General features: G+C 67.7%; 23 protein-coding genes. 13 read left to right on the plus strand and 10 right to left on the minus strand.

Features of this window, described 5'->3' with window-relative positions; genetic code table 11:
• Entirely contained in the window at positions 1-828 is an 828-nt protein-coding gene (locus tag V6D00_04300) for an ABC transporter permease subunit (protein HEY9898381.1), read from the plus strand.
• Positions 829-893: 65 nt separating this feature from the next.
• Here the strand turns inward: V6D00_04300 and V6D00_04305 are convergent, their stop codons facing one another.
• Positions 894-1223, minus strand: a complete 330-nt coding sequence (locus V6D00_04305; protein HEY9898382.1) for a hypothetical protein — start codon at positions 1221-1223, stop codon at positions 894-896.
• A 361-nt stretch (positions 1224-1584) separates the two neighbouring features.
• On the opposite strand from V6D00_04305, the gene V6D00_04310 reads away from it, so the two are divergent.
• Positions 1585-3024 carry a PLP-dependent aminotransferase family protein gene (locus V6D00_04310; GenBank protein ID HEY9898383.1) on the plus strand — a complete coding sequence of 480 codons (1440 nt, stop codon included), beginning with the start codon at positions 1585-1587 and terminating at the stop codon, positions 3022-3024.
• 39 nt (positions 3025-3063) lie between these two features.
• Here the strand turns inward: V6D00_04310 and V6D00_04315 are convergent, their stop codons facing one another.
• The 3 genes from V6D00_04315 to V6D00_04325 all read right to left on the minus strand — a co-directional run bounded on the left by V6D00_04315 (position 3064) and on the right by V6D00_04325 (position 5594).
• On the minus strand, positions 3064-3717 hold the full coding sequence (locus V6D00_04315; protein HEY9898384.1) for a hypothetical protein: 654 nt from the start codon (positions 3715-3717) through the stop codon (positions 3064-3066).
• An 18-nt stretch (positions 3718-3735) separates the two neighbouring features.
• On the minus strand, positions 3736-4584 hold the full coding sequence (locus V6D00_04320) for a hypothetical protein (GenBank protein ID HEY9898385.1): 849 nt from the start codon (positions 4582-4584) through the stop codon (positions 3736-3738).
• Positions 4585-4742: 158 nt separating this feature from the next.
• The gene (locus V6D00_04325) at positions 4743-5594 is read right to left on the minus strand and encodes a hypothetical protein (protein ID HEY9898386.1); all 852 of its coding nucleotides are present in this window, start codon (positions 5592-5594) and stop codon (positions 4743-4745) included.
• A gap of 265 nt (positions 5595-5859) precedes the next feature.
• On the opposite strand from V6D00_04325, the gene V6D00_04330 reads away from it, so the two are divergent.
• The 5 genes from V6D00_04330 to V6D00_04350 all read left to right on the plus strand — a co-directional run bounded on the left by V6D00_04330 (position 5860) and on the right by V6D00_04350 (position 9964).
• The gene (locus tag V6D00_04330; protein HEY9898387.1) at positions 5860-6141 is read left to right on the plus strand and encodes a hypothetical protein; all 282 of its coding nucleotides are present in this window, start codon (positions 5860-5862) and stop codon (positions 6139-6141) included.
• A gap of 107 nt (positions 6142-6248) precedes the next feature.
• Entirely contained in the window at positions 6249-7088 is an 840-nt protein-coding gene (locus tag V6D00_04335) for a 3-keto-5-aminohexanoate cleavage protein (protein ID HEY9898388.1), read from the plus strand.
• Complete coding sequence (locus V6D00_04340) at positions 7089-8129, plus strand: L-erythro-3,5-diaminohexanoate dehydrogenase (protein HEY9898389.1); 1041 nt, start codon at positions 7089-7091, stop codon at positions 8127-8129.
• A 120-nt stretch (positions 8130-8249) separates the two neighbouring features.
• Positions 8250-9785, plus strand: a complete 1536-nt coding sequence (locus V6D00_04345; GenBank protein ID HEY9898390.1) for an acyl-CoA carboxylase subunit beta — start codon at positions 8250-8252, stop codon at positions 9783-9785.
• A gap of 2 nt (positions 9786-9787) precedes the next feature.
• Positions 9788-9964: a hypothetical protein gene (locus V6D00_04350; protein ID HEY9898391.1), complete on the plus strand. Its 177-nt coding sequence runs from the start codon at positions 9788-9790 to the stop codon at positions 9962-9964.
• A 55-nt stretch (positions 9965-10019) separates the two neighbouring features.
• Here the strand turns inward: V6D00_04350 and V6D00_04355 are convergent, their stop codons facing one another.
• The 6 genes from V6D00_04355 to kdpA all read right to left on the minus strand — a co-directional run bounded on the left by V6D00_04355 (position 10020) and on the right by kdpA (position 17819).
• A complete protein-coding gene (locus V6D00_04355) occupies positions 10020-11216 on the minus strand; it encodes a hypothetical protein (protein HEY9898392.1) in 1197 nt (398 codons plus the stop codon).
• An 88-nt stretch (positions 11217-11304) separates the two neighbouring features.
• Positions 11305-11793 (minus strand): chemotaxis protein CheX, encoded by a 489-nt coding sequence (locus V6D00_04360; protein ID HEY9898393.1) that lies wholly within the window; start codon positions 11791-11793, stop codon positions 11305-11307.
• Between the two features lie 82 nt (positions 11794-11875).
• Positions 11876-13411: a universal stress protein gene (locus V6D00_04365; protein HEY9898394.1), complete on the minus strand. Its 1536-nt coding sequence runs from the start codon at positions 13409-13411 to the stop codon at positions 11876-11878.
• Positions 13412-13981, minus strand: a complete 570-nt coding sequence (gene kdpC, locus V6D00_04370; GenBank protein ID HEY9898395.1) for a potassium-transporting ATPase subunit KdpC — start codon at positions 13979-13981, stop codon at positions 13412-13414.
• Between the two features lie 10 nt (positions 13982-13991).
• Positions 13992-16079 (minus strand): potassium-transporting ATPase subunit KdpB, encoded by a 2088-nt coding sequence (gene kdpB / locus V6D00_04375; protein HEY9898396.1) that lies wholly within the window; start codon positions 16077-16079, stop codon positions 13992-13994.
• A gap of 18 nt (positions 16080-16097) precedes the next feature.
• Positions 16098-17819, minus strand: a complete 1722-nt coding sequence (kdpA, locus tag V6D00_04380; protein HEY9898397.1) for a potassium-transporting ATPase subunit KdpA — start codon at positions 17817-17819, stop codon at positions 16098-16100.
• 387 nt (positions 17820-18206) lie between these two features.
• Between kdpA and V6D00_04385 the strand changes: the two genes are divergently transcribed.
• The 6 genes from V6D00_04385 to V6D00_04410 all read left to right on the plus strand — a co-directional run bounded on the left by V6D00_04385 (position 18207) and on the right by V6D00_04410 (position 24580).
• Positions 18207-19772, plus strand: coding sequence for a DUF4118 domain-containing protein (locus V6D00_04385; GenBank protein HEY9898398.1), 1566 nt, complete (start codon positions 18207-18209; stop codon positions 19770-19772).
• Positions 19773-19790: 18 nt separating this feature from the next.
• Entirely contained in the window at positions 19791-20495 is a 705-nt protein-coding gene (locus V6D00_04390; GenBank protein HEY9898399.1) for a response regulator, read from the plus strand.
• A gap of 232 nt (positions 20496-20727) precedes the next feature.
• Complete coding sequence (locus V6D00_04395) at positions 20728-21699, plus strand: ABC transporter ATP-binding protein (protein ID HEY9898400.1); 972 nt, start codon at positions 20728-20730, stop codon at positions 21697-21699.
• Positions 21692-22402 carry an ABC transporter permease subunit gene (locus V6D00_04400; protein ID HEY9898401.1) on the plus strand — a complete coding sequence of 237 codons (711 nt, stop codon included), beginning with the start codon at positions 21692-21694 and terminating at the stop codon, positions 22400-22402. The genes V6D00_04395 and V6D00_04400 overlap by 8 nt, the downstream gene beginning before the upstream one ends.
• Position 22403: 1 nt before the next feature.
• The gene (locus V6D00_04405) at positions 22404-23996 is read left to right on the plus strand and encodes a GldG family protein (protein HEY9898402.1); all 1593 of its coding nucleotides are present in this window, start codon (positions 22404-22406) and stop codon (positions 23994-23996) included.
• Positions 23996-24580: a DUF4340 domain-containing protein gene (locus tag V6D00_04410; GenBank protein ID HEY9898403.1), complete on the plus strand. Its 585-nt coding sequence runs from the start codon at positions 23996-23998 to the stop codon at positions 24578-24580. Before V6D00_04405 ends, V6D00_04410 begins: the two co-directional genes overlap by 1 nt.
• Positions 24581-24638: the final 58 nt, after the last annotated feature.

Here is a 24638-nt window from a genome sequence, read left to right on the forward strand (position 1 = left end):
ATGGAATGGCAACCCATCTGGACGATCGCCCAGCGCGAGCTCCTGGACGCCCTGCGCAGCCGCCTCGTCTGGATGTTCGCGGCGGTGTTCGCCGTCCTGGCGCTGGGCCTGTCGTACTTCGGCCTGGTCGGGGCGGGCTACGCCGAGGTGACCGGGTTCGCGAAGACCTCGGCCAGCCTGCTCAACCTGGTGCTGATCCTCTTTCCTCTGGTCGCGCTCTTCCTGGGCACCTCGAGCATGACCAGCGAGCGCGGAGCCCTCGAGCTGCTGCTCTCCCAGCCCGTGACCCGCTCCGAGGTGATGGTCGGCAAGTTCCTGGGCCTGGCCCTGACGCTGGTCGCCTCGACCCTGGTGGGGTTCGGCGCGGCCGGTCTGGTCATCGGCGTCCGGGCGGGCGGCGCCGACGCCGGGCGCTTCCTGGCCCTGACGGGGCTTGCGATCGCCCTGGAGGTCGCCTTCCTGAGCGTTTCCCTGCTCATCTCGGCAGTGACGGCCGACCGGGTGCGCGCCCTGGGGGCCGCCGTCGCGGTCTGGTTCGGCAGCGTCATCCTCTACGACCTGTTGGTGGTCGGCGGGGCCGTGCTCATCGGCGCCAAGCAGCTCTCGGCCGCCCTGGTCCTCTTGCTGTTCCTGAACCCGGTGGACCTGGTCAGGGTGCTGGGCATCCTGAGCCTCGACTCGGCGACTGCCTTCGGGGCCACCGGGGCGAGCCTGATGCGCATGTTCGGCCCCGTCGGCGCCCTCGTCGCCCTGATCGTCGCCCTGGCGCTCTGGATGGTCGCCCCATTGGGGCTCGCCCTGCGCCTGTTCCGCCGCGCCGACCTCTAAGCGCCGATGGCACGAGCATCCCCCGCCCCCCTGATTGGGGCGGGGGATGCTCGTGCTTGGGGGTGTTAGCGGCGCGGTTTATTGATCGGGTTGACGTTGGGATCCTCGGAGGTGCTCGCGGACATCCCCGGGGAATAGTGTCCGCCTTTATCCCAGCCGGCGCCGCCACCGCCGCCACCGCCCTGGGTGGCGGGTGGACCGATCCCATCGAGGTCCACGCCGCCCATCCCGGGGCCGCCGTAGCTTCCAGGGCCGCCCGTGGCGCCGTGGGCGATCACCGACGGGCTGGGGCTGGGCCCGCCCCCGCCGCCCGCCTGCTGCGCGCCCCGCTCTCCCCCCTGGCAGCCGATCAGCGCCGTGACGAGCACCAGGGCAACTCCTGCAAATGCCTTCACCTCGTATCCCCCTCTCGATCGCCGTGGGAAGAGGCCAAGCCACCCTGCGGCCAGGCTGGGCCGAGCATAATACGACTTCCCCCGACATGAAAACGCCCGCCCGCCCGCAACTGTACTGGTCGAAATGTCCCGAAACTGCTCCTGTTGGCGGATCCGCCCGGGTGATAGCGTGGAGGCATCGGGTGAGGGGGCGTTTCCTCACCGCGCCGAAGGGAAGGGGGGCACATGGGATTCGGAAAGTTCCTGCTGAGGTATTTCGAGATCATGGCACGCGGCGGCGGCATGGTGCCCTTGCTCGGCCAGGCGTTCGAGACGGGGGCACAAGACGCGGCGGACTGAGCCCGCCGTTCAGGAGCCAGGGATGAAGCCGGTTCAAGACCAGCAGAACCTCTACCGGTCCATCGCCGATGACGTCGCACGGCTCATCGGAAACGGGACCCTGCGCCCAGGCGACAGGGTCCCGTCCATTCGCGCGCTCAGCCGCCAGCAGCGCGTGAGCCCCTCGACCATCAACCAGGCCTATCTGCTGCTGGAGCGCAAGGGCCTCATCGAGGCGCGCGAGCGCTCGGGCTTCTACGTCAGCGCGAAAGGCCACGCCGAGGCCAAGCCGTTCAGCGTCCTGAGCCAGACCTACGCGGGCCCCGTCACGGTGCGCGACCTGATCACCCAGGTGCTGGTGGTCTCGCGCGACCCCGGGCTGCTGCCGCTCGGCGCGGGCACCCCCAGCCTCGACCTGCTCCCCCTCGACCGAATGGCCCGCATCACCGCAAGGGTCTGCCAGGATCGACCCGAGCTGGTGCTGGCGTACGACTTCGCCCCGGGCTCGCTGGAGCTGAGGCGGCAGATCGCGCGCTACTCGGCCGAGTTCGGCTGCAGCGTCTCGCCCGATGACCTCGTCATCACGAGCGGCGGGATCGAGGCGCTCAACCTCTGCCTGCGGGCGGTGGCCCGGCCGGGAGATGCGATCGCCATCGAGTCCCCCACCTATTTCGGCGTCCTGGAGGCCATCGAGAGCCTGGGCATGCACGCCGTCGAGATCCCGACGCACCCCGAGACGGGGATCAGCCTGGAGGCCCTCGCGCAGGCCCTGGACGAGCACAAGGTCAAGGCCTGCCTCGTGATGCCCACCTTCAACAACCCGCTCGGCAGCGTGATGAGCGACCAGAAGAAGCGCGAGCTGGTGGAGCTATTGGGCGAGCGTGGCGTGCCGCTGATCGAGGACGACATCTACGGGGACCTGTCCTTCGACGGCACGCGGCCCAAGCCCTGCAAGGCCTATGACACCCGGGGCCTGGTGCTGTTGTGCAGCTCCTTCTCGAAGACCATCGGGCCGGGGCTGAGGATCGGCTGGTGCACGCCCGGGCGCTTCCTTCAGGAGGTGGTGCTGCTGAAGGGGGTCACGACCCTCGCCACGCCGGGCCTGCAGCAGGTCGCGCTCGCCCGCTTTCTCGAGCAGGGCGGCTACCAGCGCCACCTCAAGGGGCTGCGCGGAACGTTCCAGGCGAACATGGCCCGGACTCACCGGGTCATCGCCGAGGCCTTCCCCGAGGGGACCAAGGTCACCCATCCCGGGGGCGGGTTCTTGCTGTGGGTCGAGTTGCCCGAGGGGGTCGATGCGGTCGCGCTCCACCAGGAGGCGCTCGCGGGGGGAATCAGCATCACGCCGGGTCCCATCTTCTCGGCGAGCGGCAACTTCCAGAACTGCATCCGGATCAGCTGCGCGAACTCCTGGTCCAAGCGCATCGAGGACGGGATCATGCGCCTGGGAGCGATCGCCCGGCGCCTCGAGACCTCGGCTTAGAGGGCGGGGAATGGCCCCGCCCTCTAAGCCGAGAAGCGATCAGAAGTTCATGCCGATCCGCGCGCCGGGACCGGCGAGGATCCCGCCGTCGTCGCGGAAGGCCGCCACGCTGAAACCGCCGAGCCTCAGGCTGAGCTCGTAATGCACGCGGCTGAAGTCCGACTTGCCGCCGAGGACGTCGTAGATCTGGCGGTGATAGGTCGCCTCGGCCGAGACGGAGCCGATGCCGATCGGCAGCGAATAGCGCAGGCCGAGCGGGACGAGGATCGGCACGCCCACGTCGGTATTGGCGCCCGGGGTGGACTCGGTCATGTACATGGCCCCCTCGATCCCCATCACGGGCATCAGGTTGAGGGGCAGGAAGAGCCCCGTCTGCCCGACGAACCGGGCGCCCGCCCCGGCCACGAAGTGGTTGATGAATCCCTGCGAGGCGACGAGCGAGACGTCCCCCTCGGCCATGGGGCCGACGGCCGAGAAGAGGGCGCTGCCCACCATCCCGTGCACGGGGTGCTGCTGGGCTCCCATCGAGAAGTGAAGCGGGCCTCGGGCCATCTGCTCGGGAGGCTGGGGGCCCCATGCGGGCAAGACGCCGAACAGGCCCTTGCCCCAGCCGGCGGCCGCCGAGGCGGGAGCGGCGAGCGCCGGGACCAGGGCCGCGGTCAGGGCGAGAAGGCTGAAAAATCGCTTGGTCATGGTGATCGTCTCCTCGCGCTAGAAGTACATCGTGGTGCCGAGCGTGGTCGTCGTGTAACCCAGCTCGGTCGTGGTCCCGGTGGTCACCCCCCGGCTGGAGACGGCATGACGGGCATCGAGCTGAAGGTAGGGCGACAGCACGAGCGAGGCCGAGAGGCCGAAGTCGTTCGCCCCGAAGCCCTTCCGGCTCAGCGCGTCGGCCCAGTCGAGGTGAGCGAACGGACGCAGGACCAGGTTGTTGAGCACCGGCAGGTCCGGGACCCATCGCCAGCTCAGGCCGATAGGAGCGAGCATGACGGCCTTGGGGGCAACGACGCTCCCGGTGGCCGAGGTGCTCGAGAAAGACCCCATCCCGGTGTCGAAGGCGACGACGCCCCCGAGCAGCGGAAACATGTCGAACCCGAGGTCCACCCGCACGAGCGAGGCGTCGAGGGGGGCCGCGGCGCCGCCTGCGGCCGTCATCGCGTAGCCGCCCTGAGCGCTGAAGCCGGTGGTGAGGCTCAGCAGCATGTCGGGGTTAGGTGCGGCCTCGCGCACGGCGTAGCTGTAGCTCGTCTTTCGGCTGCGAATCGCTTCGCGCTCCGCGTTCATGCGGTTGGCCTCGGTCCCGAACATCGAGGTGAGCGCAGCGAGGACGACGCCCGTCCTGTCGGTGACGGTGAAGGTGTGCATCCCCCCCGACATCAAAGGGGTGCTGGCTCCGGCGGTCGTGTTCTGCCAGGTCATGACGTCGTAGCCGTAGCGCATGTCCCCGGACGGAAGGGCGCTGTTCCCGAGGTACCTGTCTGCGGCCATTGCAGGCGCGGCGTAGGCCGAAAGGCAGGACGCGGCGAGAATGGCCAGGCGCGGCAGCGAAAATTGCTTCATCTGGTGCGTCTCCTGATGTATGGATGCCTATCGTGACATGTTAACCGTAAGATCACCTGCTTAGCTGGACGAAATCTTAGCATCACCCAGGGTCGGTTTCAACGGAAAAGGCCCCGGATCGCGCGCGTTCCGGGGCCTTTTCCGTCGAGGGGTGTTTCCTACTTCGCGGTGAAGCTCACCGAGGCCGAGGCGGCCTCGTCGTCCGAGACGATGGTGAAGTCCTGCATCGTCTTGGCGTTCACGACCACCGGGACCACCTTGGTCTCGGTGACCCTGTACTCGCTGCTGAAGAGCTTCTTCTTCTTGAACTCGACCTTGACCTCGGCCACGCGGACCACGGTGTCGACGTTGTAGAGGCTGCCCTTGACCTCGAAGGCGCCCGAGCCGGTGACGCGGGTGGCGAGGTTGTACATGGCGATCGCGTTCACCGAAGGAGCCGGGCTGGGGGTGGCGCTCGGCGTGGGGGTCGGGGTGGCCGAGGGGGTGGCGGGCTCCTCGATGGGCTTCACCTTGAGGTCGCCGTCGAGGATCTCGAGGTCGAAGTACAGGTTGCCGTTGGGGTTGTCGAGCTCGGTATCCGCGAGCTTGAGGCTCAGCTTGAGGACGCTGGACTTGCCTGCGACCACGGTGGTGCTGCCCGTGACGGTGCCGATGACCTTGCCCGTCGCATCCTTGGCCGTCGACTTGACGGTGTAGGCGCCGGGGGCGAGCTCCTTGAAGCTCACGCGCTTGTCCGCAGGCAGGCTGGCCTTGGTGAAGACCTGGGTGCGGGGGGCCGACAGGACGCTGCTCGAAATCTCGAACGCGAAGGTCGCCACGTCGGCGGCCGTCGCCTGGGTGCTGTACCCGCCGTTCTCGGAGAGGTTGAAGGTGATGTCGCCGGTCAGCGCGTAGGGCGAGATGACCGCATCCTGCTTGGTGCTCGCGACCTGCGAGGGGGTCAGGCCGCAGCCGGCGGCGGCGAAGACGGCGGTAAGGGTCAGAAGGGGGAGGACACGAAGGGCTTTCATCGGGGGTTGGCCTCCTGTATTTAATAATCTCTTAAAGAAGCAAAATCTTTCTTTTAATTATAGCAAATCTACCCTTAAACCTTGCTCGAAAATTTCACCGCGCGCCTCGATGGCGTTCGGGCTGCTCGAGAGCAGGCCGCCGTCCTTGATCCGAGAGTGATGGCGGGGTACGATCCACGGGGGCCGTCCGCCTCGAGCGACAGACCTCATGGCCGATAGCATCGCCATTCGATGAGCAGGCACGGTTACAACAACAGGAGGGCCCATGGACGAGTCCAGAGATTTCTTGAAGTTCAAAAAAGGGGAGTTCAAGGCCAAGAGCCTCGAAGAGCTCCTCGGCAAGCCCCCCGAGAAGCAGACCAAGAATGAGTACGAGCTCATCGAGGAGGGGCTGAACCTGCGCCGCAAGATGGCCGAACTCTGCAAGGCCATTGCGCGCCGGCTCGAGAAACACGCCGAAGCCCGGGACTTACGTGCCTTGGAGGCCCAGATCGAAGAGCTGAACGAGATGTTTTCACAGCTCAAGGAAATGGAGATCCCGCTCTAAGGACCGCTCATCCACTTCCCTTCGGCCGCAGCGGGCGCGATGCCCTCGCTTTCCCTTGCCGCGCCTGGTCGGATCGGGCAGAATGGGAGGGACACAAGGAGCAATGCATGGCAAATCCACTGATCATCACCTGCTGCCCGGTTGGCGCCGAGATCACCCGCGCCCAGCACCCCGGCTTTCCCTACACCCCCCACGAGATCGCCCGCGAGGCGATCGGCGCGGTGAAGGCGGGTGCGGCCATCGTCCACCTGCACGTGCGCGAGGACGACGGCACCCCGAGCCAGGACCCGGCGCGCTTCGCCGAGACGATCCGCCTGATCAAGGCCGAGGTCGACTGCATCATCCAGATCTCGACCGGTGGCGCGGTGACGGCCACGGTTGACGATCGGCTCAAGCCGGTGCGCGAGCTGGACCCGACCCCCGAGATGGCCTCGCTCACCATGGGCACGGTCAACTTCGGCGACGAGGTGTTCTGGAACCCGCCCAGCCTGATCGAGACCTTCGCCGGCGAGTTCACCAGGCGCGGCATCAAGCCCGAGCTCGAGATCTTCGAGCCGGGGATGATCGCGAGCGCCACCAAGCTGCTCAAGAAGGGGATCCTCCAGGGCCCCCTCCACTTCGACTTCGTGCTCGGGGTGCCCGGCGCCTCGCCCGGTACCCCCAGGGCCCTCATGCACATGATCGAGCAGATCCCCGCCGATGCGACCTGGACCGTGGCCGGCGTCGGCGCCGCCCAGCTCACCCTCGGCATGATCGCGATCGCCATGGGCGGCCACGTGCGCGCCGGCTTCGAGGACAACCTCTACTACCGCAAGGGCGAGCTCGCCGAGTCCAACGCCCAGCTCGTGGCGCGCATGGCGCGCCTCGCCACCGAGGCCAACCGCCCCGTGGCGACCCCCGACCAGGCCCGTGAAATCCTCAAGATGCCCATCAGGAGCCTTGCCTAGATGACGACCGTGCTTAAGACCAACCCCTTCGGAACCCACCGCGTCCTCGCCCCCGCGAGCGCCTTGCCCTACTCGGCCCAGAAGCTGGACGTGAACGGCCCCACCCGCGAGACCGAGATCCGGATCGAGGTCGAGGCCCTGAACGTGGACTCGGCGTCCTTCACCCAGCTGGCCGAGGAGACCGGCCGCGACGACGCGCGCATGCGTTCGCGCCTGATGGAGATCATCTCCGAGCGCGGCAAGATGCACAACCCGGTCACCGGCTCGGGCGGCGTGCTCATCGGGCGCGTGGCCGAGGTGGGCAGCGCGCGCGGCGACCTTGCGGTCGGCGATCGCATCGTGACCCTCGTCTCCTTGACCACCACCCCGCTTTTGCTCGACTCGATCGGTGCGATCGACTGGAGCGCCCACCAGGTCAAGGTCTCGGGCCATGCCTTCCTGTTCGAGAAGAGCCTCTTCGCCAAGATCCCGACCGACCTGCCCGAGAAGCTCGCCATGTCGGTGCTCGACGTGTGCGGCGCGCCCGCCCAGACCGCGCGCCTGGTCAAGCCCGGCATGAAGGTCGTGATCCTCGGCGCCGCGGGCAAGAGCGGCATGCTCTGCTCGTGGGTGGCCGCCGACCTCGCGGGCCCCGAGGGCCAGGTCATCGGGATCGTTCCCACCAAGGCCCAGGCCGACTTCCTCAAGAAGATGCCCAAGGCCGTCGAGGTGGTCGAGGGCAACGCGCTCGACCCGGTGGGCACCTACGAGCAGGTGGGCGCGCTGACCGGCGGGGCCTACGCGGACCTCGTGATCAACTGCGTCAACATCCCCAACACCGAGATGGCGAGCATCCTCGCGTGCCGCAACCACGGCCGGGTGTACTTCTTCAGCATGGCGACCTCGTTCCAGGGGGCCGCCCTCGGCGCCGAGAGCGTCGGGCAGGACGTGGAGCTGCTCATCGGCAACGGCTACGCCGAGGGCCACGCGGACTACGCCATCGACCTGGTGCGGAAGAATCCCGCGCTGCGGGCGATGATCGAGGAAGTGTCGAAGGGCTGAGGGTTCACGGGGGGATCCGAACGATGCGATCCCCCCACCCCTGACCCCGCCCCACCGGGGGGCGGGGAATCATAGATGAGGCGAACCGTGAAGGAATTGACCAAGCCGAAGGAAACGACGATGGCCGACAAGCTGGCCGACCTCAAGCGCCGCCAGGAGGCGACCCAGCAGGGTGGCGGGGCGGCTGCGATCGCCAAGCAGCACGAGCGCGGCAAGCTGACCGCCCGCGAGCGGCTGGAGCTCTTGCTCGACCCGGGCACCTTCGTCGAGACGGACCGCTTCCGCACCCACCGCTGCAACAACTTCGGCATGGACCAGAAGAAGGTCCCGGGCGACGGCGTCGTCACCGGCTACGGCAGGATCGACGGGCGCCTGGTCTACGTCTTCAGCCAGGACTTCACGGTCTGGGGCGGCAGCCTCGGCGAGGTCTACGCCGAGAAGATCTGCAAGATCATGGACCTCGCGGTCAAGACCGGGGCGCCGGTCATCGGCCTCAACGACTCGGGCGGCGCCCGCATCCAGGAGGGCGTCGAGAGCCTCGCGGGCTACGCCGAGATCTTCTGGCGCAACGTGCAGGCCTCGGGCGTGGTGCCCCAGATCTCGGCCATCATGGGCCCCTGCGCGGGCGGCGCGGTGTACTCGCCGGCCATGACCGACATCATCGCCATGGTCCAGGACACCAGCTACATGTTCATCACCGGCCCGGACATCGTGAAGACGGTGACCGGCGAGGAGGTGACCCAGGAGGAGCTGGGCGGCGCCGGGGTTCACAACCGCACCAGCGGCGTGGCGCACCTCATGTACCCCTCGGAGGAGGAGTGCCTCCAGAATCTGCGCTACCTGCTCTCGTTCCTGCCCTCCAACAACCTCGAAGAGCCCCCGGTGGTGCCCACCGCGGACCCCGCGAACCGTACCGAGCAGGCCCTTCGCGACATCATCCCCGATCTGCCCAGCAAGCCCTACGACATGAAGGAGCTCTTGAGCCTGGTGGTGGACGACGGCGAGCTGTTCGAGCTCCAGCCCCACTTCGCGCCGAACATCATCACCACCTTCGCCCGGCTGGGCGGCCAGACGGTGGGCATCGTCGCCAACCAGCCCAGCCACATGGCGGGCACCCTGGACATCAACGCCTCGGTCAAGGGTGCGCGCTTCGTGCGCTTCTGCGACTCGTTCAACATCCCCATCGTCACCTTCGAGGACGTTCCCGGCTACTTCCCCGGCAAGACCCAGGAGTACGGCGGCATCATCCGCCACGGCGCGAAGCTGCTCTACGCCTACTGCGAGGCGACGGTCCCCATGATCACCGTCATCACCCGCAAGGCCTACGGCGGCGCCTACGACGTGCTCGGCTCCAAGCACATCCGCACCGACGTGAACCTCGCCTGGCCCTCGGCCGAGATCGCCGTCATGGGCGCGGAGGGCGCGGTCAACCTCCTGTACCGGCGCGAGCTTTCGGCCAACCCCGAGGAGCGCGACGAGCTGATCGCCGAGTACCGCGATCGCTTCGCCAACCCCTACGTGGCGGCCGAGCGCGGCTTCCTCGACGACGTGATCGACCCGGCCGAGACCCGGCCGCGCCTGATCGACGCCCTGCAGATGCTGCGCAACAAGCGCGTCGAGCGCCCGCGCCGCAAGCACGGCAACATCCCCCTCTAGCCATGGCCACAGAGCAGCAGATGGCGGCGATCGCCGCCGCGCTTTCGGTTTACCTGGAGGCCGAGGTCAAGGTCGAGCTCGCGAAGCCCGTGAACCCCTGGGGCCTCGCGGCGCGCCTGGAGCAGGTCGGCGCCGTGACGGGGATCAACGCCCGGGACCAGTTCCCGAGCCGCGTGTAAGCGCCCTTCACGAAGAATCCCCCTTCCGCTCGGAAGGGGGATTCTTCGTGAAGGGCTAAGGCTTTGCCGGCAACGGCTCGAAAGGATGGGCGTTGGTGAGGCGGGCCTTGATCTCGCTCAAGGGGAGGCTCTCCTCGATCCCCCAGGGATTGTCGAAGTACAGCCGCCCGTCCTGGATACCGGTCGCCAGGACCATGTGGCCCCCGTGGATCTCGCCGTCGGCGTCGCGCTCTCCCCACTTGAGGCCGATGGGCACGGGACTTCCCGCCTTGGTCTGCGCGTCGATCCGGTCGATGATGTCGTCGATCTTCTGGCCGTAGATCGTGAGCTTCTCGACCTTTCGGCCGCTCAGGGCGTTGAGGACCTCGCCGATCTGGATCGGGTCGAGCCCGTCGAACCCCCTGGAATTCTGGTCCTTGGCGTTGTCGTAGGTGGCGCTGGGGCCGTTGCCGAGCTCGATGAGTGCCGCCTGCCAGAGGCGGCTGGAGGCGGTGCGGTTGCTGCCGTCGGGGCGCTCGGTGCCGCTCACACGAGCGATCTCGGTGCCGCTCGCGAGCCTCACGCGCCCCTCGGGGGTGGCGAGGCCCGCGACCACGCGGACCAGCTCGGCCGGCTCCTCGGTCGCGTACAGGATCTGGAGGGTCGCCGGGGCGCAGGTGTTCTTGTTCTTCTGGTTGATGGCCGAGGGGATCGCAAGCTCCTGGAGCAGATCGCTGACCAGCTCCGAGCGCTTGAGGCCGCTCGCGAGCGGCTGCTGGGCGAGCCTGTCGAGGGCCCCGAGCAGGTCGTCTCCTGCCTGGTTCTTTCGCTCGCCGGGTAACTTGCCGTCCAGCAGCAGGGCCTGGAGGGCGAGACGGGCCTGCGGATCCTGGGCGCTCAGCGCCTTGAGGCGGTCGTACTGCTGCCTGCGGGTGTCGTCCAGCGCGGCGATCGCGCCCTTCTCCTCGGGGGCGTTGGCCGCGAGAAGCTTGTTCGCCTTGGCGACGCTCGCCTGTGTGCCGTTGACGTCGTAGGGGTCCTGGAGGATGCGGCGGAATCCCTTTTCCTCGGTCCTGGGATTCACCCAGACGCGACGGGCCTCGCGCAGGGCGCCGTCGGCCGACGGCCTTGCTCCGCTCGAAGTCGGCACGAAGCGATCGCTGGCGATCGCGGCCTTCGGCGGCGTCTCGGGCAGAGGAGCAGCGGTGCCCATCGGCTCGAGGCGAGAAGGCTTGGCCGGGGGCGTGGCGGCATTGGATCGATCAACGTTCATGGGATTCCTCGCAAGGTCGGTACATGAGAAGGTTATACCCCTCGCACGCAGGCGACTTGCGAAGCGACGCCAGGAGGGTACCCCGGCGTCAGTGGCTGTTGAGCTTCGGCCTCAGACCGACCGTCACGTAAAGCGTCCCCAGGCTCAGCTTGAGCGGCATGACCATGGCCCGGATGCCGTACCATGCGGCCATGACCGAGCTTCCCATGACGACCGAAGGCGGGGTGATGTCCGAGACCGCGCCCGACTGGCTCAGGATCACGGTGGCGTTGCCCGAGATCATGTTGGAGAGCTCGCTCAGCGCCGAGATGCCCATCTCGTCCAGGGCCGTGACCTCTTCCATCATCATGGCCCCGGCGACGGCCAGCGCGGTCTGCTTGTCCATCCCGTAGGCGATCTGGCCCTTCACCCCACCCGTCAGGCCAACGATCGCGTTGACCTGCTGCAACTGCAGGGTGGCCCCGAGCTGGAAGCTGGGAGTGCCGCGCACGGGCTTCTCCCCGAGCAACTGCTCCAGGACCTTCTCAGCCGCCTGGCTGAAGGCGCGGACGTAGTCCAGGGAGGAAAGGGTACTCATGCTAGGACCTCGTAGCGACGGACACCGTACCAATATAACCCTCGCCGGCCCTACCAAAACCGAAGATATCGTGAAGACAGGGCTATTCCTGGCTCGCGACGGTGACCACGTCGATGTCGCTCGTCGCATGCAGGATGGCATCGAGGATCGGCGACCGGAAGAGGGCCGTGACCCGCGAACGCCGCGACTCCCCGAGCAGGATGAGGGTGATCTGGTGCTCGGCGGCGTACCGGGCGATCGCCTGACCGACGTCCAGGCCCCGGATTCGCGCCGTCTCGGCCTCCAGGGTTTCGGCGAGGCTGAAGTTCTGGGCCAGGATCTTCTCTTCCTCTTGCGTCGGACGATGGTCCTCGACGAAGAGCACGCTCAGCTCCGCGTTGAGGCGATCGGCCAGGCGCGCGCCGCGTCGGACGAGACGCTGGGCTTGGACGGTCGGGGTCAGGCAGATGAGGACGCGCTCCTGGATCCCGATGGGCTCCTCGGCCTTGCCGATATCCGCGCGCACGGCCTCCAGGCGCACGTCCACCTTGTCGGCCACCTCGCGCAGCACCATCTCGCGCAGGGCCGTCAGGTTGTGGGTGGTGAAGAAGTTGCCCAGCGACTGGGTCACCTTGTCCTGGGCATAGATTTGACCCGCTTGCAGGCGCTCTTGCAGGGCCTCGGGCGAGATATCCACCAAGACCAGCTCATCGGCGTCCTCGAGGACCGAATCGGGCACCGTCTCGCGGACCTTGATGCCCGTGATCCGCTCGACGATGTCGTTGAGGCTCTCGATGTGCTGGATGTTCAGGGTCGAGATGACGGGCAGTCCCGCCAGCCTGATCACCTGGACGTCCTCGTAGCGCTTGGCGTTCAGCGAGCCGGGCACGTTGGTGTGCGCGAGCTCGTCCACCAGCACCAGCCCGGGCCGTCTCGCCAGGATGCCGTCCAGGTCCATCTCCGTCAGGGTCGTGCCCTTGTAGCTCAGGTGCAGGCGCGGCACCATCTCGAGGCCCTCGACGAGCTGGGCCGTCTCATGGCGGCCATGAGTCTCGACGAGCCCGATGACGACGTCCTCACCGCGCCCCTTGCGATCGTGGGCCTCGCGCAGCATGGCGTAGGTCTTGCCCACGCCCGGGGCCGCCCCGACGTAGATCTTGTGGCGGCCCCGGCGGCGCGTCGCGCGCTGCAGGAGGGCGGCCATCGGGGTCGAGGCGATCGAGGCGTCCTTCGCCGCCTCCTCGTCCGCGAAGCGCGCCTGCCGCAGGAGGCGTAGCAGGATCCGGGTGGCCTTGGCCGGGGTGAGCGGGGTCTGCTCGACGAGGTTCGCGCCTGCTGCCGAGTAGGTCTCGGCCTGGGCGGCCGCCTCGAGCGGCAGCAGCACGACCAGCAGGACGTCGCGCGACTCGGGGCGCTCGCGGATCGCGCGCAGGTCGGCGAGCAACTGCTCGCGGGGCACGACCGTCGCGTCGTAGACCATCACGAGGGTGTCGGCCCTGGCAGCCATCGAGACCGCCCAGGGGATCTGGGCGGCCCGGTAAGCCTCGATCCCGAGGTTCAAGAGGGCACCGGACACGGCGTCCGCGTCCGGCCCCTCGTTCATGGCAAGAACCGCGCGGGGTTCCTTGAACGATTTCATCTATCCCCTCTCGGCCAGGGCGAGATTGAGCTTCAGGACGTTGACGCGCGGCTCGCCGAACAGGCCGAGCGTGCGAGACTCGGTCGATTTTGCGATGAGCTCCTCCACCTCGCCGAGCGTCATCCTCCGGGCGGCCGCGATCCGGCCGGCCTGGAAGCGGGCCGCTGCCGGGGTGATGTGGGGATCGAGCCCCGAGCCGGACTGGGTCAGGAGATCCACCGGCAGCGCCTGATTTGCCGCCTGGGGGTTCTGCCGCCTTTCGCCCGCGACGTCCGCGCTGACCCGCTCGGCCAGCGCCTTGCTGGTGGGGCCGAGGTTGCTCGCGCCCGAGGCCTCGGCCTTGTAGCCGATGCTCGAGACGCGACCGTGGAACCACTGGGGCCCTTCGAAGCTTTGCCCCACCAGCTCCGAGCCGACGACCATGCCTCCTTTCGTGATCAGGCTCCCGTTGGCCTGGCGCGGGAACGCCACCTGGGCGATCCCGGTGGTGATGAGCGGGTAGGCAAGGCCGCACAGCACGAAGATGACGAGCGTCAGCCTGAGCGAGGGGCCGAATTCCTGGCGCAACATCTCGGACCTCCTAGACGAAGAGCGCGACCGCGAGGTCGATCAGCTTGATGCCGATGAAGGGGACGACGAGGCCCCCGAGGCCGTAGATCGTCACGTTGCGAAACAGCATCTGGTCGGCCGTGAGCGCCCGGAACTTGACGCCCTTGAGCGCCAGCGGGATCAGCGCCGGGATGATGAGGGCGTTGAAGATGAGGGCCGACAGGACCGCGCTCTGGGGGCTGTGCAAACGCATGACGTTGAGGGCCATGAGCTCGGGCACGCCGACAACGAAGATCGCCGGGATGATGGCGAAGTACTTGGCCACGTCGTTCGAGATCGAGAAGGTGGTGAGTGCCCCGCGGGTGATGAGCAGCTGCTTACCGATGGCCACCACGTCGATCAGCGAGGTGGGGTCCGAGTCCAGGTCCACCATGTTGGCGGCCTCCTTGGCAGCGGGGGTCCCCGAGTTCATGGCGAGGCCCACGTCGGCCTGGGCGAGGGCGGGAGCGTCGTTGGTCCCGTCGCCCGTCATGGCGACCAGCTTGCCCTTGGCCTGCTCGTCGCGGATGAGCCTGATCTTGTCCTCGGGCTTGGCCTCGGCGAGGAAGTCGTCCACGCCCGCCTCCTGGGCGATGACCCGGGCGGTGATCGGGTTGTCGCCCGTGCACATGACGGTCTTGATGCCCATCTGCCGCATCTGCTCGAAGCGCTCGCGCATCCCGGGCTTGATGGTGTCCTTGAGGTAGATCACCCCGAAGACCTCGTTGCCGGCGACCACCGCGAGCGGCGTACCGCCCAGCTCGGCCACCTGGCGGGCCGCGAGGTCGAGCTCGGCCGGCACCTTGCCGCCACGCTCCTGGACGTAGCGCTTGATGGCGTCGGTCGCGCCCTTGCGCACGCCGAGCCCCGGCAGGTCGAGGCCGCTCATGCGGGTCTCGGCCGAGAACGCGATGCCCTCGCCCTGGCTCCACTCGGGGCGGTCCTTGACTCCGAGTCGCGCGGCGAGCGCCACGATCGAGCGGCCCTCGGGGGTCGTGTCATGCCAGGAGCTTGCCATCGCCATCTCGGCGAGCGATTCGAGGGGGTGGCTGCCCACCGGCAAGAACTCGGCCGCCATGCGGTTGCCGAAGGTGATGGTGCCGGTCTTGTCGAGGATGACGGTGTTGATGTCGCCCGCGGCCTCGACGGCCTTGCCCGACATGGCGATGACGTTGAACTGGGCCACCCGGTCCATGCCGGCGATGCCGATGGCCGAGAGCAGACCGCCGATGGTCGTGGGGATGAGGCAGACCAGAAGCGCGATCAAGGTGGCGACGTCCACCGGGCTCCTGGAGTAGAGGCCGAAGGGCGCGAGGGTGACGGTGACCATCAGGAAGATGAGGGTCAAGACCGCCAGAAGGACCGTGAGGGCGATCTCGTTGGGGGTCTTCTGGCGCGCGGCGCCCTCGACCAGGGCGATCATCTTGTCGAGGAAGCTCTCGCCGGGGTTGGCCGAGATGCGGATCACGAGCCAGTCCGAGACGACCTTGGTGCCTCCGATGACCGAGCTGGCGATGTCGGTGCCGGGCTCCTTGAGCACGGGGGCCGACTCGCCGGTGATGGCCGACTCGTCAACGGTGGCGACGCCCTCGATGACTTCGCCGTCGCCGGGCATCATCTCGCCGCGCTCGACGCGGACCACGTCGCCCTTCCCGAGCTGGGTGGAGCTGACGTCGCGGTAGGTGCCGTCCGGCTCGCGCCGGTGGGCGACGGTGTCGCCCTTGGTCTTCTTGAGGCTGTCGGCCTGGGCCTTGCCGCGGCCCTCGGCGACGGCCTCGGCGAAGTTCGCGAACAGGAGGGTCAGGAAAAGGATGAAGGCGATGGCGCCGTTGTAGCCGGCACCCACCCGGCTCGATCCGAAGAGGTCCGGCTCGAGGGTCAAGAGAAACGTCAGGGCGGTGCCGATCTCGACCACGAACATGACGGGGTTGCGTACCATGACGCGCGGGTCGAGCTTCTTGAAGGCGTCGGCGATCGCACGCCGGTAGAGGCCTGCGGTCTGGACCTTGGGGGTGTGGCGTCGCTCGCCGCGCGGGGTGTGAGCCTGCGTGGGACGCTCGGAGGTGAGCGGGGTTGTCATGCGTGAGTCTCCTGTGCCCTAGAAGGTCTTGCCCGCGAGCATGGCAAGGTGCTCGGCGACGGGGCCGAGCGCCACGACGGGGAAGAAGGTGAGGGCGCCGACGATGAGAATGACCGCGAGCCAGATGCCGCCGAAGAGGGGCGTGTCGGTCCTGAGCGTGCCGGGGCCCTCGGGGATGCGGCGCTTGCGCGCCAGGGATCCCGCGATCGCCAGGAGCGCGATGATGCTGAGATAGCGCCCGAAGAGCATCACCAGGCCGATCGACAGGTTGAACCAGGGGGTGTTGGCGTCGAGACCGGCGAAGGCCGAGCCGTTGTTGGCTGCCCCCGAGGTGTAGGCGTAGAGGACCTCGCTCAGGCCGTGGTAGCCGGTGTTGGTCAAGGACGAGAGGCCGTAGCCGTGAACCACCGCCCAGGCGGTGGGCCCAAGGATGATCAGCGGGTGGATCAAGAGCGCGATGGAGGCGAGCACGACCTCCTTCTGCTCGATCTTCTTGCCCAGGAACTCGGGGGTGCGCCCGACCATCAAGCCGGTGAGGAAGACGGCGATGATGCCGTACAGCACGAAGTTCATGAAGCCCACGCCCTTGCCGCCGAAGACGTTGTTGAGCATCATCTGGGCGAGCGGCACGAAGCCGCCCATGGGGGTGAGGCTGTCGTGCATGGTGTTGACGGATCCGGTGGTGAAGGCGGTCGTGACCGCCACGAACACGATGCTCATCGCCTGGCCGAAGCGAACCTCCTTGCCCTCCATGTTGCCGCCCGCCTGCATCGGGCTGGACGCCTGGTCGAGCCCCAGGTGCGAGAGGATGGGATTACCCGCCGTCTCCGCCCACGCGACGATCGCGAGGAAGGTGAGGAACATCGCCCCCATGGCCCCGAAGACAACCAGCGCCTGCTTGCGGTTGCCGAGCAGCTGGCCGAAGGTGACGACCAGCGCCATGGGCAGGGCCATCATGAAGAGGAGCTGCAGCACGTTGCTCGCGGGCGTCGGGTTCTCGAGCGGATGCGCCGAGTTCTGGCCGTAGAACCCGCCGCCGTTGGTGCCCAGGTGCTTGATGGAGTCGAGCGAGGCGACCGGCCCGCGCGGGATCGTCTGCGCGATGCCCTGGGGGCCGAAGGCCCTGGCCGAGGTTTCGAGCGTCTGGGGCACGCCCTGGAAGACCAGGAACAGGGCGCCGATCAGCGAGATGGGAAGGAGGATGCGGATGGTGATGAGGACCACGTCCTCGTAGAAGTTGCCCTGGTCCTTTCGCCCGACGATGCCGCGGATGAAGGCGATCGCCGCCGCGAAGCCCGTGGCCGCGCTGGTGAACATGGGGAAGGTGATGGCCATCATCTGGCTGAAGTACGAGAGGGTGGACTCGCCGCCGTAGCTCTGCCAGTTGGTGTTGGTGATGAAGCTCGCGGCCGTGTTGAAGGCCTGCATGGGCTCCATGCCGGCGAGCTTGAGGGGATTGAGGGGCAGGACGCCCTGCGAGAGCAGGATCGCGAGGATCACGAGCACCATCAGGAGGTTGCTCACGATGAGGGCGACGGCATACTGTTTCCAGTCCATGCCGGGAGCCTCGCCCCGGATGCCCACCAGGCGCAGCAGCATATGCTCGAGGGGGGCAAAGACCGGGTCGAGCCGGGTCGGCTTGCGATCGAAGACGTCGGCCATGTAAAGGCCGAGGGGGTAAGCGATGACCACGGCCGCGATCAGGACCAAGGCCACCTGCACGATGAAGGCTGATGTCACGGTGAAACCTCTTTGTCGCGACTAGAAGCGTTCGGGACAGATCATGACGTAGGTCAGGTAGCCTCCTACGGCCGCGGCGAGCACCAGGAGCACGAACGTACCGAGCATCAGTAGTGGCCCTCCATCTCCTTGCGCTTGGTCGCGACCCGGTCGCACCACGCGACGAATCCATAACACAGCGCGTAGAACGCGAAGAGTAGGGCGAAGATCCCCAGGATCTGCATGGTTTTTCTCCCTTTCCTTTAGCCGGTCGGGATCGACGCGCCTGAGCAATCGCCATCCTAGGCAGGGGGAGGTCAAGAGCGGGTCAAGAATCCTAGGCGGCGCATCAAGAAAACCTCAAGAAGCAAGTCTCATTGGCAGCGCGGTGTTAGCATGGTGGCCATGATGGCCGCCTCCGAATCGATTGCCTTCCAGGAGCGCTGGCTCGGTGCCGATGCGCCGGCCGCGATCGGCGCCTCCTTCCCTTGGCGCGCCTACGGCTGGGGCCTGGGATCGGTGGTCGCGGCCACGATCCTCGGTCAGCTCTTGATCGGGCGGCTCGACAAGGCCAACCTGATCATGGTGTTCCTGCTGGGCAACCTCGCGGTGGCCCTGCGTGGCGACCGCGGCGCGGCGATCGCCGCCGCCGTGCTATCGGTGGCGGCCTTCGACTTCTTCTTCGTGCCGCCCCACCTTTCCTTGGCCGTCTCGGACACCCAGTACCTCTTCACCTTCTTCGTCATGGGCCTGGTAGGGAGCGTCATCAGCACCCTGACTGCCCGCCTGGTCGCCATGATCGCGGAGAGCCGCGAGCGCGAGCGCCGCGCCCGCGCCCTCTACGAGCTGAGTCGCTCATTGCTCGCCGCCCGAGCGCCCCAAGAGGCGATCGCTGAAGCCGCGCGCCTCATCAGCCAGGAGCTCGGTCGGCCCGTGGGTGCCTGGTTGCGGGGCGCAGCGGGCCATGCGCTGCAGGCGGCCCAGGCGGCATCGCCCCTGACGAGCAGCGAACAGGAGATCCTCCACTGGGTCCTGGGCGAGGGCGAGCCCGCCGGCCCCGGCACCGAGACGTTCCCGGGGGCGACCGCCCTGTTCATCCCAGTGAGGAGCCCAAGCCGGATCCACGGCGCGTTCGTCCTGCGCTGGGCGGATCACGAGCCGCCCCCCGGTTCCGGGACCCGGGCGGCTATCGAAACAGGTGCCAACCAGCTCGCGATCGCCCTCGAGCAGGCGCGCGCGCGCGAGGAGGCCGACGCGGCCCACTCCCAGGCCGAGGTCGAGCGGATGCGGACCTCGCTTTTGAGCTCGGTCTCTCACGACCTGCGCACGCCGCTCGCCGGCATGGTCGGGGCGGCAAGCGCCCTGCTCGATGCCGAGGGGGCCTTTCCTGCGGACGTGCGTCGCGAGCTGCTCCAGGGGATCGTCGACGAGGGAGCCCGCCTGGGGCGCCTCGTGACGAACCTCCTTCATGCGACTCGACTCGAGGCGGCCCACGTGCAGCTCGCCAAGGAATGGTTTCCTCTGGAAGAGGCGATCGCCCCGGCCCTGAGCCGGCTCCAGGCCCCCCTTTCCCAGCACCCTGTCGCGGTGGATCTGGCCCCGGACCTGCCCATGGTCCAAGGGGATCCCGCCCTCGTCGAGCAGGTCTTCATCAACCTCCTGGAGAACGCCGCCAAGTACACCCCGCCGGGCTCGCCCATCAAGGTGCGCGCCTGGCTCGAGGCCGCGCGGATCTGGTCCGAAGTCGCCGACCAGGGGCCGGGCCTGCCTGCCGGCGAGGAAGAACGGGTCTTCGAGAAGTTTCACCACGTGCCGGGGCAATCGGGCGCGAAGGGAGCGGGGCTCGGCCTCGCCATCTGCCGCGGCATCGTCCTCGCCCACGGAGGCGCCATCCGTGCCGAGAACCTTCCGACCGGGGGGGCTGCGTTCCGCTTCTGGCTGCCCCTGACTCCGCCGCCCCCCATGACGCCCTGACCCGAGGGTGGAGGACCCATGTCCGAGACCAAGCCGCTCATCTTGATCATCGAGGACGAGGCGCCCATCCGACGCTTCTTGCGCGCCTCGCTGCCCCTGCACGACTACAAGATCCAGGAGGCCACCACCGCGCTCGACGGACTCCGCCTCGCAGCCGCCCAACGACCGGCTCTCGTGATCCTCGACCTGGGGCTGCCCGACATGGACGGCCTCGACGTGGTGAGGCAGCTGCGCGAGTGGAGCCAGGTGCCCGTGGTGGTCCTTTCGGCCCGCGAGCAGGAGAGCGACAAGATCACCGCCCTGGACGCGGGCGCGGATGACTACCTCACCAAGCCCTTCGGAGTCGGCGAGCTGCTCGCGCGCATGCGCGTCGCCATGCGCCACGGGGCGCGGCGCGCGGCCCCCGAGGCCACCGACTTCGCCTGCGGCGACTGGCACGTTGACCTGGCCGCGCGCCGGGTCTTCGTCGCCGGGCAGGAGGTCCACCTCACCCCCACCGAGTACCGCCTGCTCACGACCCTCATCCGACACGCGGGCAAGGTCGTCACCCACCGCCACCTCTTGCGCGAGCTGTGGGGCGACGAGCACGAGGACGCCCAGCACACGCTGCGGGTCCACATCAGCCAGCTGCGCCGCAAGCTCGAGGCCGACCCCGCGCGCCCGCGCCACCTCATGACCGAGCCGGGCGTCGGCTACCGCCTGCGCGAGGAAGCGGCCTCATAAGCCGGACTCGGGCCTGCCGCCGGCTCTTGCCATCCCATGGCGGGTCCTGAACGACTATGGTAGGATGGCGCTGCCCCATCCCCCTTGCATTTCATAGGCCACCGAGCCTCGCAGAGGGGCAGTCGGGGCACGGGAACTTTTGCCCGTTTTCCCTGTCCAAGCATTCTTGCCGTCTCACGGAGGCGGCGAGCATGCACCACCGATCACGCACCGATGGAGGAACACCTTCGACATGATTGTCGTCGAGAACTTAACCAAGCGGTACGCCGATCGCCCCGTGGTCCAGGACGTCTCGTTCCACGTCAAGAAGGGCGAGATCCTGGGTTTCCTGGGGCCGAACGGCGCCGGCAAGTCGACCACCATGAAGATGCTCACCGGGTACCTGACGCCGTCCGGCGGCAAGGTCACCATCGGCGGGTTCGACATGGCCACCGATTCCCTCAAGGCCAAGGCCCTCATGGGCTACATGCCTGAGAACCCGCCGGTCTACCCCGAGATGAGCGTCCGGGACTACCTGGCCTTCGTCGCCCGCCTGCGCGGCGTCGAGCGCGCCAAGGTCAAGGCCGCCGTCGAGGTCGCCCTTGCCAAGTGCTGGCTGACCGAGGTGCCCAACAAGCAGATCGGCCACCTCTCCAAGGGCTTCCAGCAGCGGGTGGGCCTCGCCCAGGCGCTGATCCACGACCCCGAGGTCGTCATCCTCGACGAGCCGACCAACGGCCTCGACCCCAAGCAGATCATCCAGATCCGCGAGCTGATCAAGGGCTTCGCCCCCGACCACACGGTCATCCTGAGCACCCACATCCTGCCCGAGGTCCAGAACACCTGCCACCGGGTGCTCATCATCAACGGCGGCAAGGTCGTGGCCGAGGGCGCCCCCGAGGCGCTCGAGTCCCAGCTCAAGGGCGGCAGCCGGATCCACGCCGAGGTGCGCGGCCCGAGAGCCGAGGTGCTCGATCGCCTGAGCACCCTGCACGGGGTCACCAGCGCCAACGCCAAGCTCCACGGCGAGCACCTGGTCTCGATCACCCTCGACACCGCGAGCGATGCCGACCTGCGCGAGCGGGTCGCCGCCGAGATCGTGGGCGCGGGCTGGGGCCTCCTCGAGCTGCGCGCGGTCGGCCTCTCGCTCGAGGAGATCTTCCTCAAGCTGACGACCACCGACGCCGCCGCCAATCACAAGGAGGAAGTGACAACCCATGGGTAAGATCTGGGCGATCGCCGGGCGCGAGATGCGCTCGTACTTCGTATCTCCCCTGGCCTACGTGGTCGGGGCGCTCTTCCTGCTCGTCTCGGGCTACCTCTTCTCCTTGATCCTCTTCGGGTCCCGCGAGGCGAGCATGCGTGGCCTGTTCGAGAACCTGAGCGTCGTGTTCCTGCTCATCACCCCCGCGCTCACCATGCGGCTGCTCGCCGAGGAGCGCGCCAGGGGCACGGTGGAGCTGCTGTTGACCGCGCCGGTGCGCGATCGCGACATCGTGATCGGCAAGTACCTGGCCGTCTGCCTCTACCTGCTCTTCCTGCTGGCCTTGACCCTCATCTACCCCGCGATCCTCGCGTGGGTCGGCAAGCCCGACTGGATGCCCATCCTCTCGGGGTACCTCGGGATCTTCCTCCTGGGGGCCTCGTTCATGGCGGTCGGCCTCATGGCCTCGTCGTGGACCAGCAACCAGGTCATCGCGGCCATCTCGACCTTCGCCATCAGCCTGATCATCTGGCTCTTGCCCGCCTCTTCGAGCGTGGTCGGCCAGCAGTTCGGCTCGGTGCTCGAGTACCTCTCGGTCCTCAGCCACCAGCAGAACCTCGGCCGCGGCATCATCGACACCACCGACCTGGTCTTTTACGGGTCCTTCATCGTGATCTGCCTCTTCCTGAGCATCCGCTCGGTAGAGGTCTATCGCTGGAGGTAGCATGAGCACCGATAACAAAGACAACATGAACGACAACACCAACAAGGCGCTCGATCGCGCCATCACCGTCATCGGCGTCCTGGCGATCGTGCTTTTGGCCGGCGCGCTGGGGGCCTCCTACGTGCCGAGCGTGCCCTTCGTCGCCATCCAGGCCGCGCGCTACGCGGGCTTCGCCTGTATCGCCTTCTTCGTGATCGGCTCGGCCGTCCAGAACAAGGACTTCCTCGCGGATCTCGCCAAGAACCGCACCACCCAGAACGGCACCAAGTCGCTGATCACCACCCTTGCGATCCTGGTGATCATCGGCGTGCTCAACTGGTTCGGCACCCGCGTCCACCAGCGGGTGGACCTGACGGCCAACCAGCAGTTCTCGTTGTCCGAGCAGTCCAAGAAGATCGCCAAGGGCCTCAAGCAGGAGCTCAAGCTCACGGCCTTCATCCGCGGGGGAGACCCCCAGGGCCGCCAGCTCAAGGACCTGATGGCCGAGTACGGCTACCAGACCGACAAGCTCAAGCTCGAGCTGATCGATCCCGATCGCGAGCCGGGCAAGGTCAAGCTGTTCTTCCAGTCGCACCCGAGCGCCTCGCAGCGCTTCAACGTGCTGATCATCGACAACGGCACCAAGCTCACCGAGGCCCAGGGCGTCGGGGAGCAGGACGTGACCGCGGCCATCCTCAAGGCCACCCAGACCCAGGAGATGAACGTCTACTTCCTCCAGGGCCACGGCGAGGCCGACATGGAAGGCTTCCAGCAGGACGGCCTGGGCCAGGCCAAGCAGGCGCTTGAGAAGCAGAACTACAAGGTCCAGAAGCTCAGCCTCTTCGAGACCAAGAACCAGGTGCCCGAGGACGCCAGCGTGCTGATCGTCGCGGGCCCCCAGAAGCCCCTGATGCCCCAGGAGCTTTCCGCCCTCGACGCCTACGTCAAGCGCGGCGGCAAGCTGTACGCCATGCTCGCCGCGGGCACCGACTCGGGCCTCGAAGGGTTGCTCTCCAAGTACGGCATCACCGCCCAGAAGGACCTGGTGGTCGATCCGCGCGCCAACCTCTTCGGCGACGCGGCCGCCCCGGTCATCCAGACCTACCCCAACCACGCCATCACCCAGGGCCTGCGCCCGACCATCTACCCGGCGGCGCGCTCGCTCGAGCTGGCCGAGAAGGCGCCCACCGGCGTCACGCTCACGAGCCTGGTCGAGTCCAGCGACGTGAGCTTCGGCAAGCGGAACCTCAAGGACCGCAGCGCCGAGTTCAACCCCTCGGTGGACAAGAAGGGCCCGCTCAAGCTCGCGGTGGCGGCCATCCTCGACGCCTCGGCATCGAGCAAGCCCACCCGCCTCTTGGCGGTCGGCAACGCCCAGTTCGCGGGCAACGGCTTCTACTCGGGAGCTGGCAACGGTGACTTCTTCCTGAACGGCGTCAACTGGCTCGCCGAGCAGGACAACCTGGTCTCGATCCCCCCCAAGACCAACGAGCCCAAGACCCTGTTCCTCACCGGCCAGCAGCAGAGCACCATCTTCCTGGCGACGGTGGCGGGTGCGCCCGCGGCGATGCTCCTTGCGGGTGGCTTCGTCTGGTGGCGCCGGAGGCGGTCGTGATGAACTGGAAGAGCACGCTCGCCCTCGCGGCGGTCGCCGGCGGCCTTCTGGGCTACGCCTACTTCGTCGAGGCCAAGAAGGACGCCCCGCCTGCCCAGGACGCCACCGAGGTCAAGCTCTGGGACGCCAAGAAGGACGCGAGCCTGAACCGGCTCGTCCTGACGGACGCCTCGGGATCGAAGGCCGAGTACCTGCGCAAGTCGGAGGCCGAGGGGTGGCGCTACGCCCCCCAGGCCACCCACTCGCTCGAGACGTTCAGCTGGGACAATCCCTACGAGAACCTGGCGGCCTTCACCGCCGACCGCAAGGTCGAGGACGCCGCCACGGACCTGTCGGTCTACGGCCTCGACAAGCCGACCCTCACGATGGCCCTGGGCGACGCCAAGAAGCCCGAGCGCTACAAGGTGCTGATCGGGGCCAAGAGCCCGATGGACGGCTCCTCGTACTACGTCAGGGTCAACGAGGACAAGGCCATCTATCAGGTCAGCTCCTGGAAGGTCGACTCCTGGCTCAAGCTGGTCTCGGCACCGCCGGTGGCGACCCCGTCGCCTGCCCCCGCGACCGGCTCGACGAAGGCCCCCTAGCCTCATGCACCACCGCCCCCCGGTTTTTCCGGGGGGCGGTGTCGTCTGAGGGGCCATG

Origin of the sequence: Pantanalinema sp. (assembly GCA_036704125.1) — a bacterium.
Lineage (GTDB): Bacteria > Cyanobacteriota > Sericytochromatia > S15B-MN24 > UBA4093 > JAGIBK01.

Excerpts from the sequence above, each read along its gene's own strand:
- V6D00_04345 (HEY9898390.1), top strand. The coding sequence starts at position 8,250 with ATGGCCGACAAGCTGGCCGACCTCAAGCGCCGCCAGGAGGCGACCCAG.
- V6D00_04395 (HEY9898400.1), top strand. The coding sequence starts at position 20,728 with ATGATTGTCGTCGAGAACTTAACCAAGCGGTACGCCGATCGCCCCGTG.
- V6D00_04330 (HEY9898387.1), top strand. The coding sequence starts at position 5,860 with ATGGACGAGTCCAGAGATTTCTTGAAGTTCAAAAAAGGGGAGTTCAAG.
- kdpC (HEY9898395.1), bottom strand. The coding sequence starts at position 13,981 with ATGTTGCGCCAGGAATTCGGCCCCTCGCTCAGGCTGACGCTCGTCATC.
- V6D00_04390 (HEY9898399.1), top strand. The coding sequence starts at position 19,791 with ATGTCCGAGACCAAGCCGCTCATCTTGATCATCGAGGACGAGGCGCCC.
- V6D00_04400 (HEY9898401.1), top strand. The coding sequence starts at position 21,692 with ATGGGTAAGATCTGGGCGATCGCCGGGCGCGAGATGCGCTCGTACTTC.
- V6D00_04310 (HEY9898383.1), top strand. The coding sequence starts at position 1,585 with ATGAAGCCGGTTCAAGACCAGCAGAACCTCTACCGGTCCATCGCCGAT.
- V6D00_04365 (HEY9898394.1), bottom strand. The coding sequence starts at position 13,411 with ATGAAATCGTTCAAGGAACCCCGCGCGGTTCTTGCCATGAACGAGGGG.
- V6D00_04405 (HEY9898402.1), top strand. The coding sequence starts at position 22,404 with ATGAGCACCGATAACAAAGACAACATGAACGACAACACCAACAAGGCG.
- V6D00_04410 (HEY9898403.1), top strand. The coding sequence starts at position 23,996 with ATGAACTGGAAGAGCACGCTCGCCCTCGCGGCGGTCGCCGGCGGCCTT.
- V6D00_04315 (HEY9898384.1), bottom strand. The coding sequence starts at position 3,717 with ATGACCAAGCGATTTTTCAGCCTTCTCGCCCTGACCGCGGCCCTGGTC.
- V6D00_04350 (HEY9898391.1), top strand. The coding sequence starts at position 9,788 with ATGGCCACAGAGCAGCAGATGGCGGCGATCGCCGCCGCGCTTTCGGTT.
- V6D00_04325 (HEY9898386.1), bottom strand. The coding sequence starts at position 5,594 with ATGAAAGCCCTTCGTGTCCTCCCCCTTCTGACCCTTACCGCCGTCTTC.
- V6D00_04300 (HEY9898381.1), top strand. The coding sequence starts at position 1 with ATGGAATGGCAACCCATCTGGACGATCGCCCAGCGCGAGCTCCTGGAC.
- V6D00_04385 (HEY9898398.1), top strand. The coding sequence starts at position 18,207 with ATGGCCGCCTCCGAATCGATTGCCTTCCAGGAGCGCTGGCTCGGTGCC.
- V6D00_04360 (HEY9898393.1), bottom strand. The coding sequence starts at position 11,793 with ATGAGTACCCTTTCCTCCCTGGACTACGTCCGCGCCTTCAGCCAGGCG.
- kdpB (HEY9898396.1), bottom strand. The coding sequence starts at position 16,079 with ATGACAACCCCGCTCACCTCCGAGCGTCCCACGCAGGCTCACACCCCG.
- V6D00_04320 (HEY9898385.1), bottom strand. The coding sequence starts at position 4,584 with ATGAAGCAATTTTCGCTGCCGCGCCTGGCCATTCTCGCCGCGTCCTGC.
- V6D00_04335 (HEY9898388.1), top strand. The coding sequence starts at position 6,249 with ATGGCAAATCCACTGATCATCACCTGCTGCCCGGTTGGCGCCGAGATC.
- V6D00_04340 (HEY9898389.1), top strand. The coding sequence starts at position 7,089 with ATGACGACCGTGCTTAAGACCAACCCCTTCGGAACCCACCGCGTCCTC.
- V6D00_04355 (HEY9898392.1), bottom strand. The coding sequence starts at position 11,216 with ATGAACGTTGATCGATCCAATGCCGCCACGCCCCCGGCCAAGCCTTCT.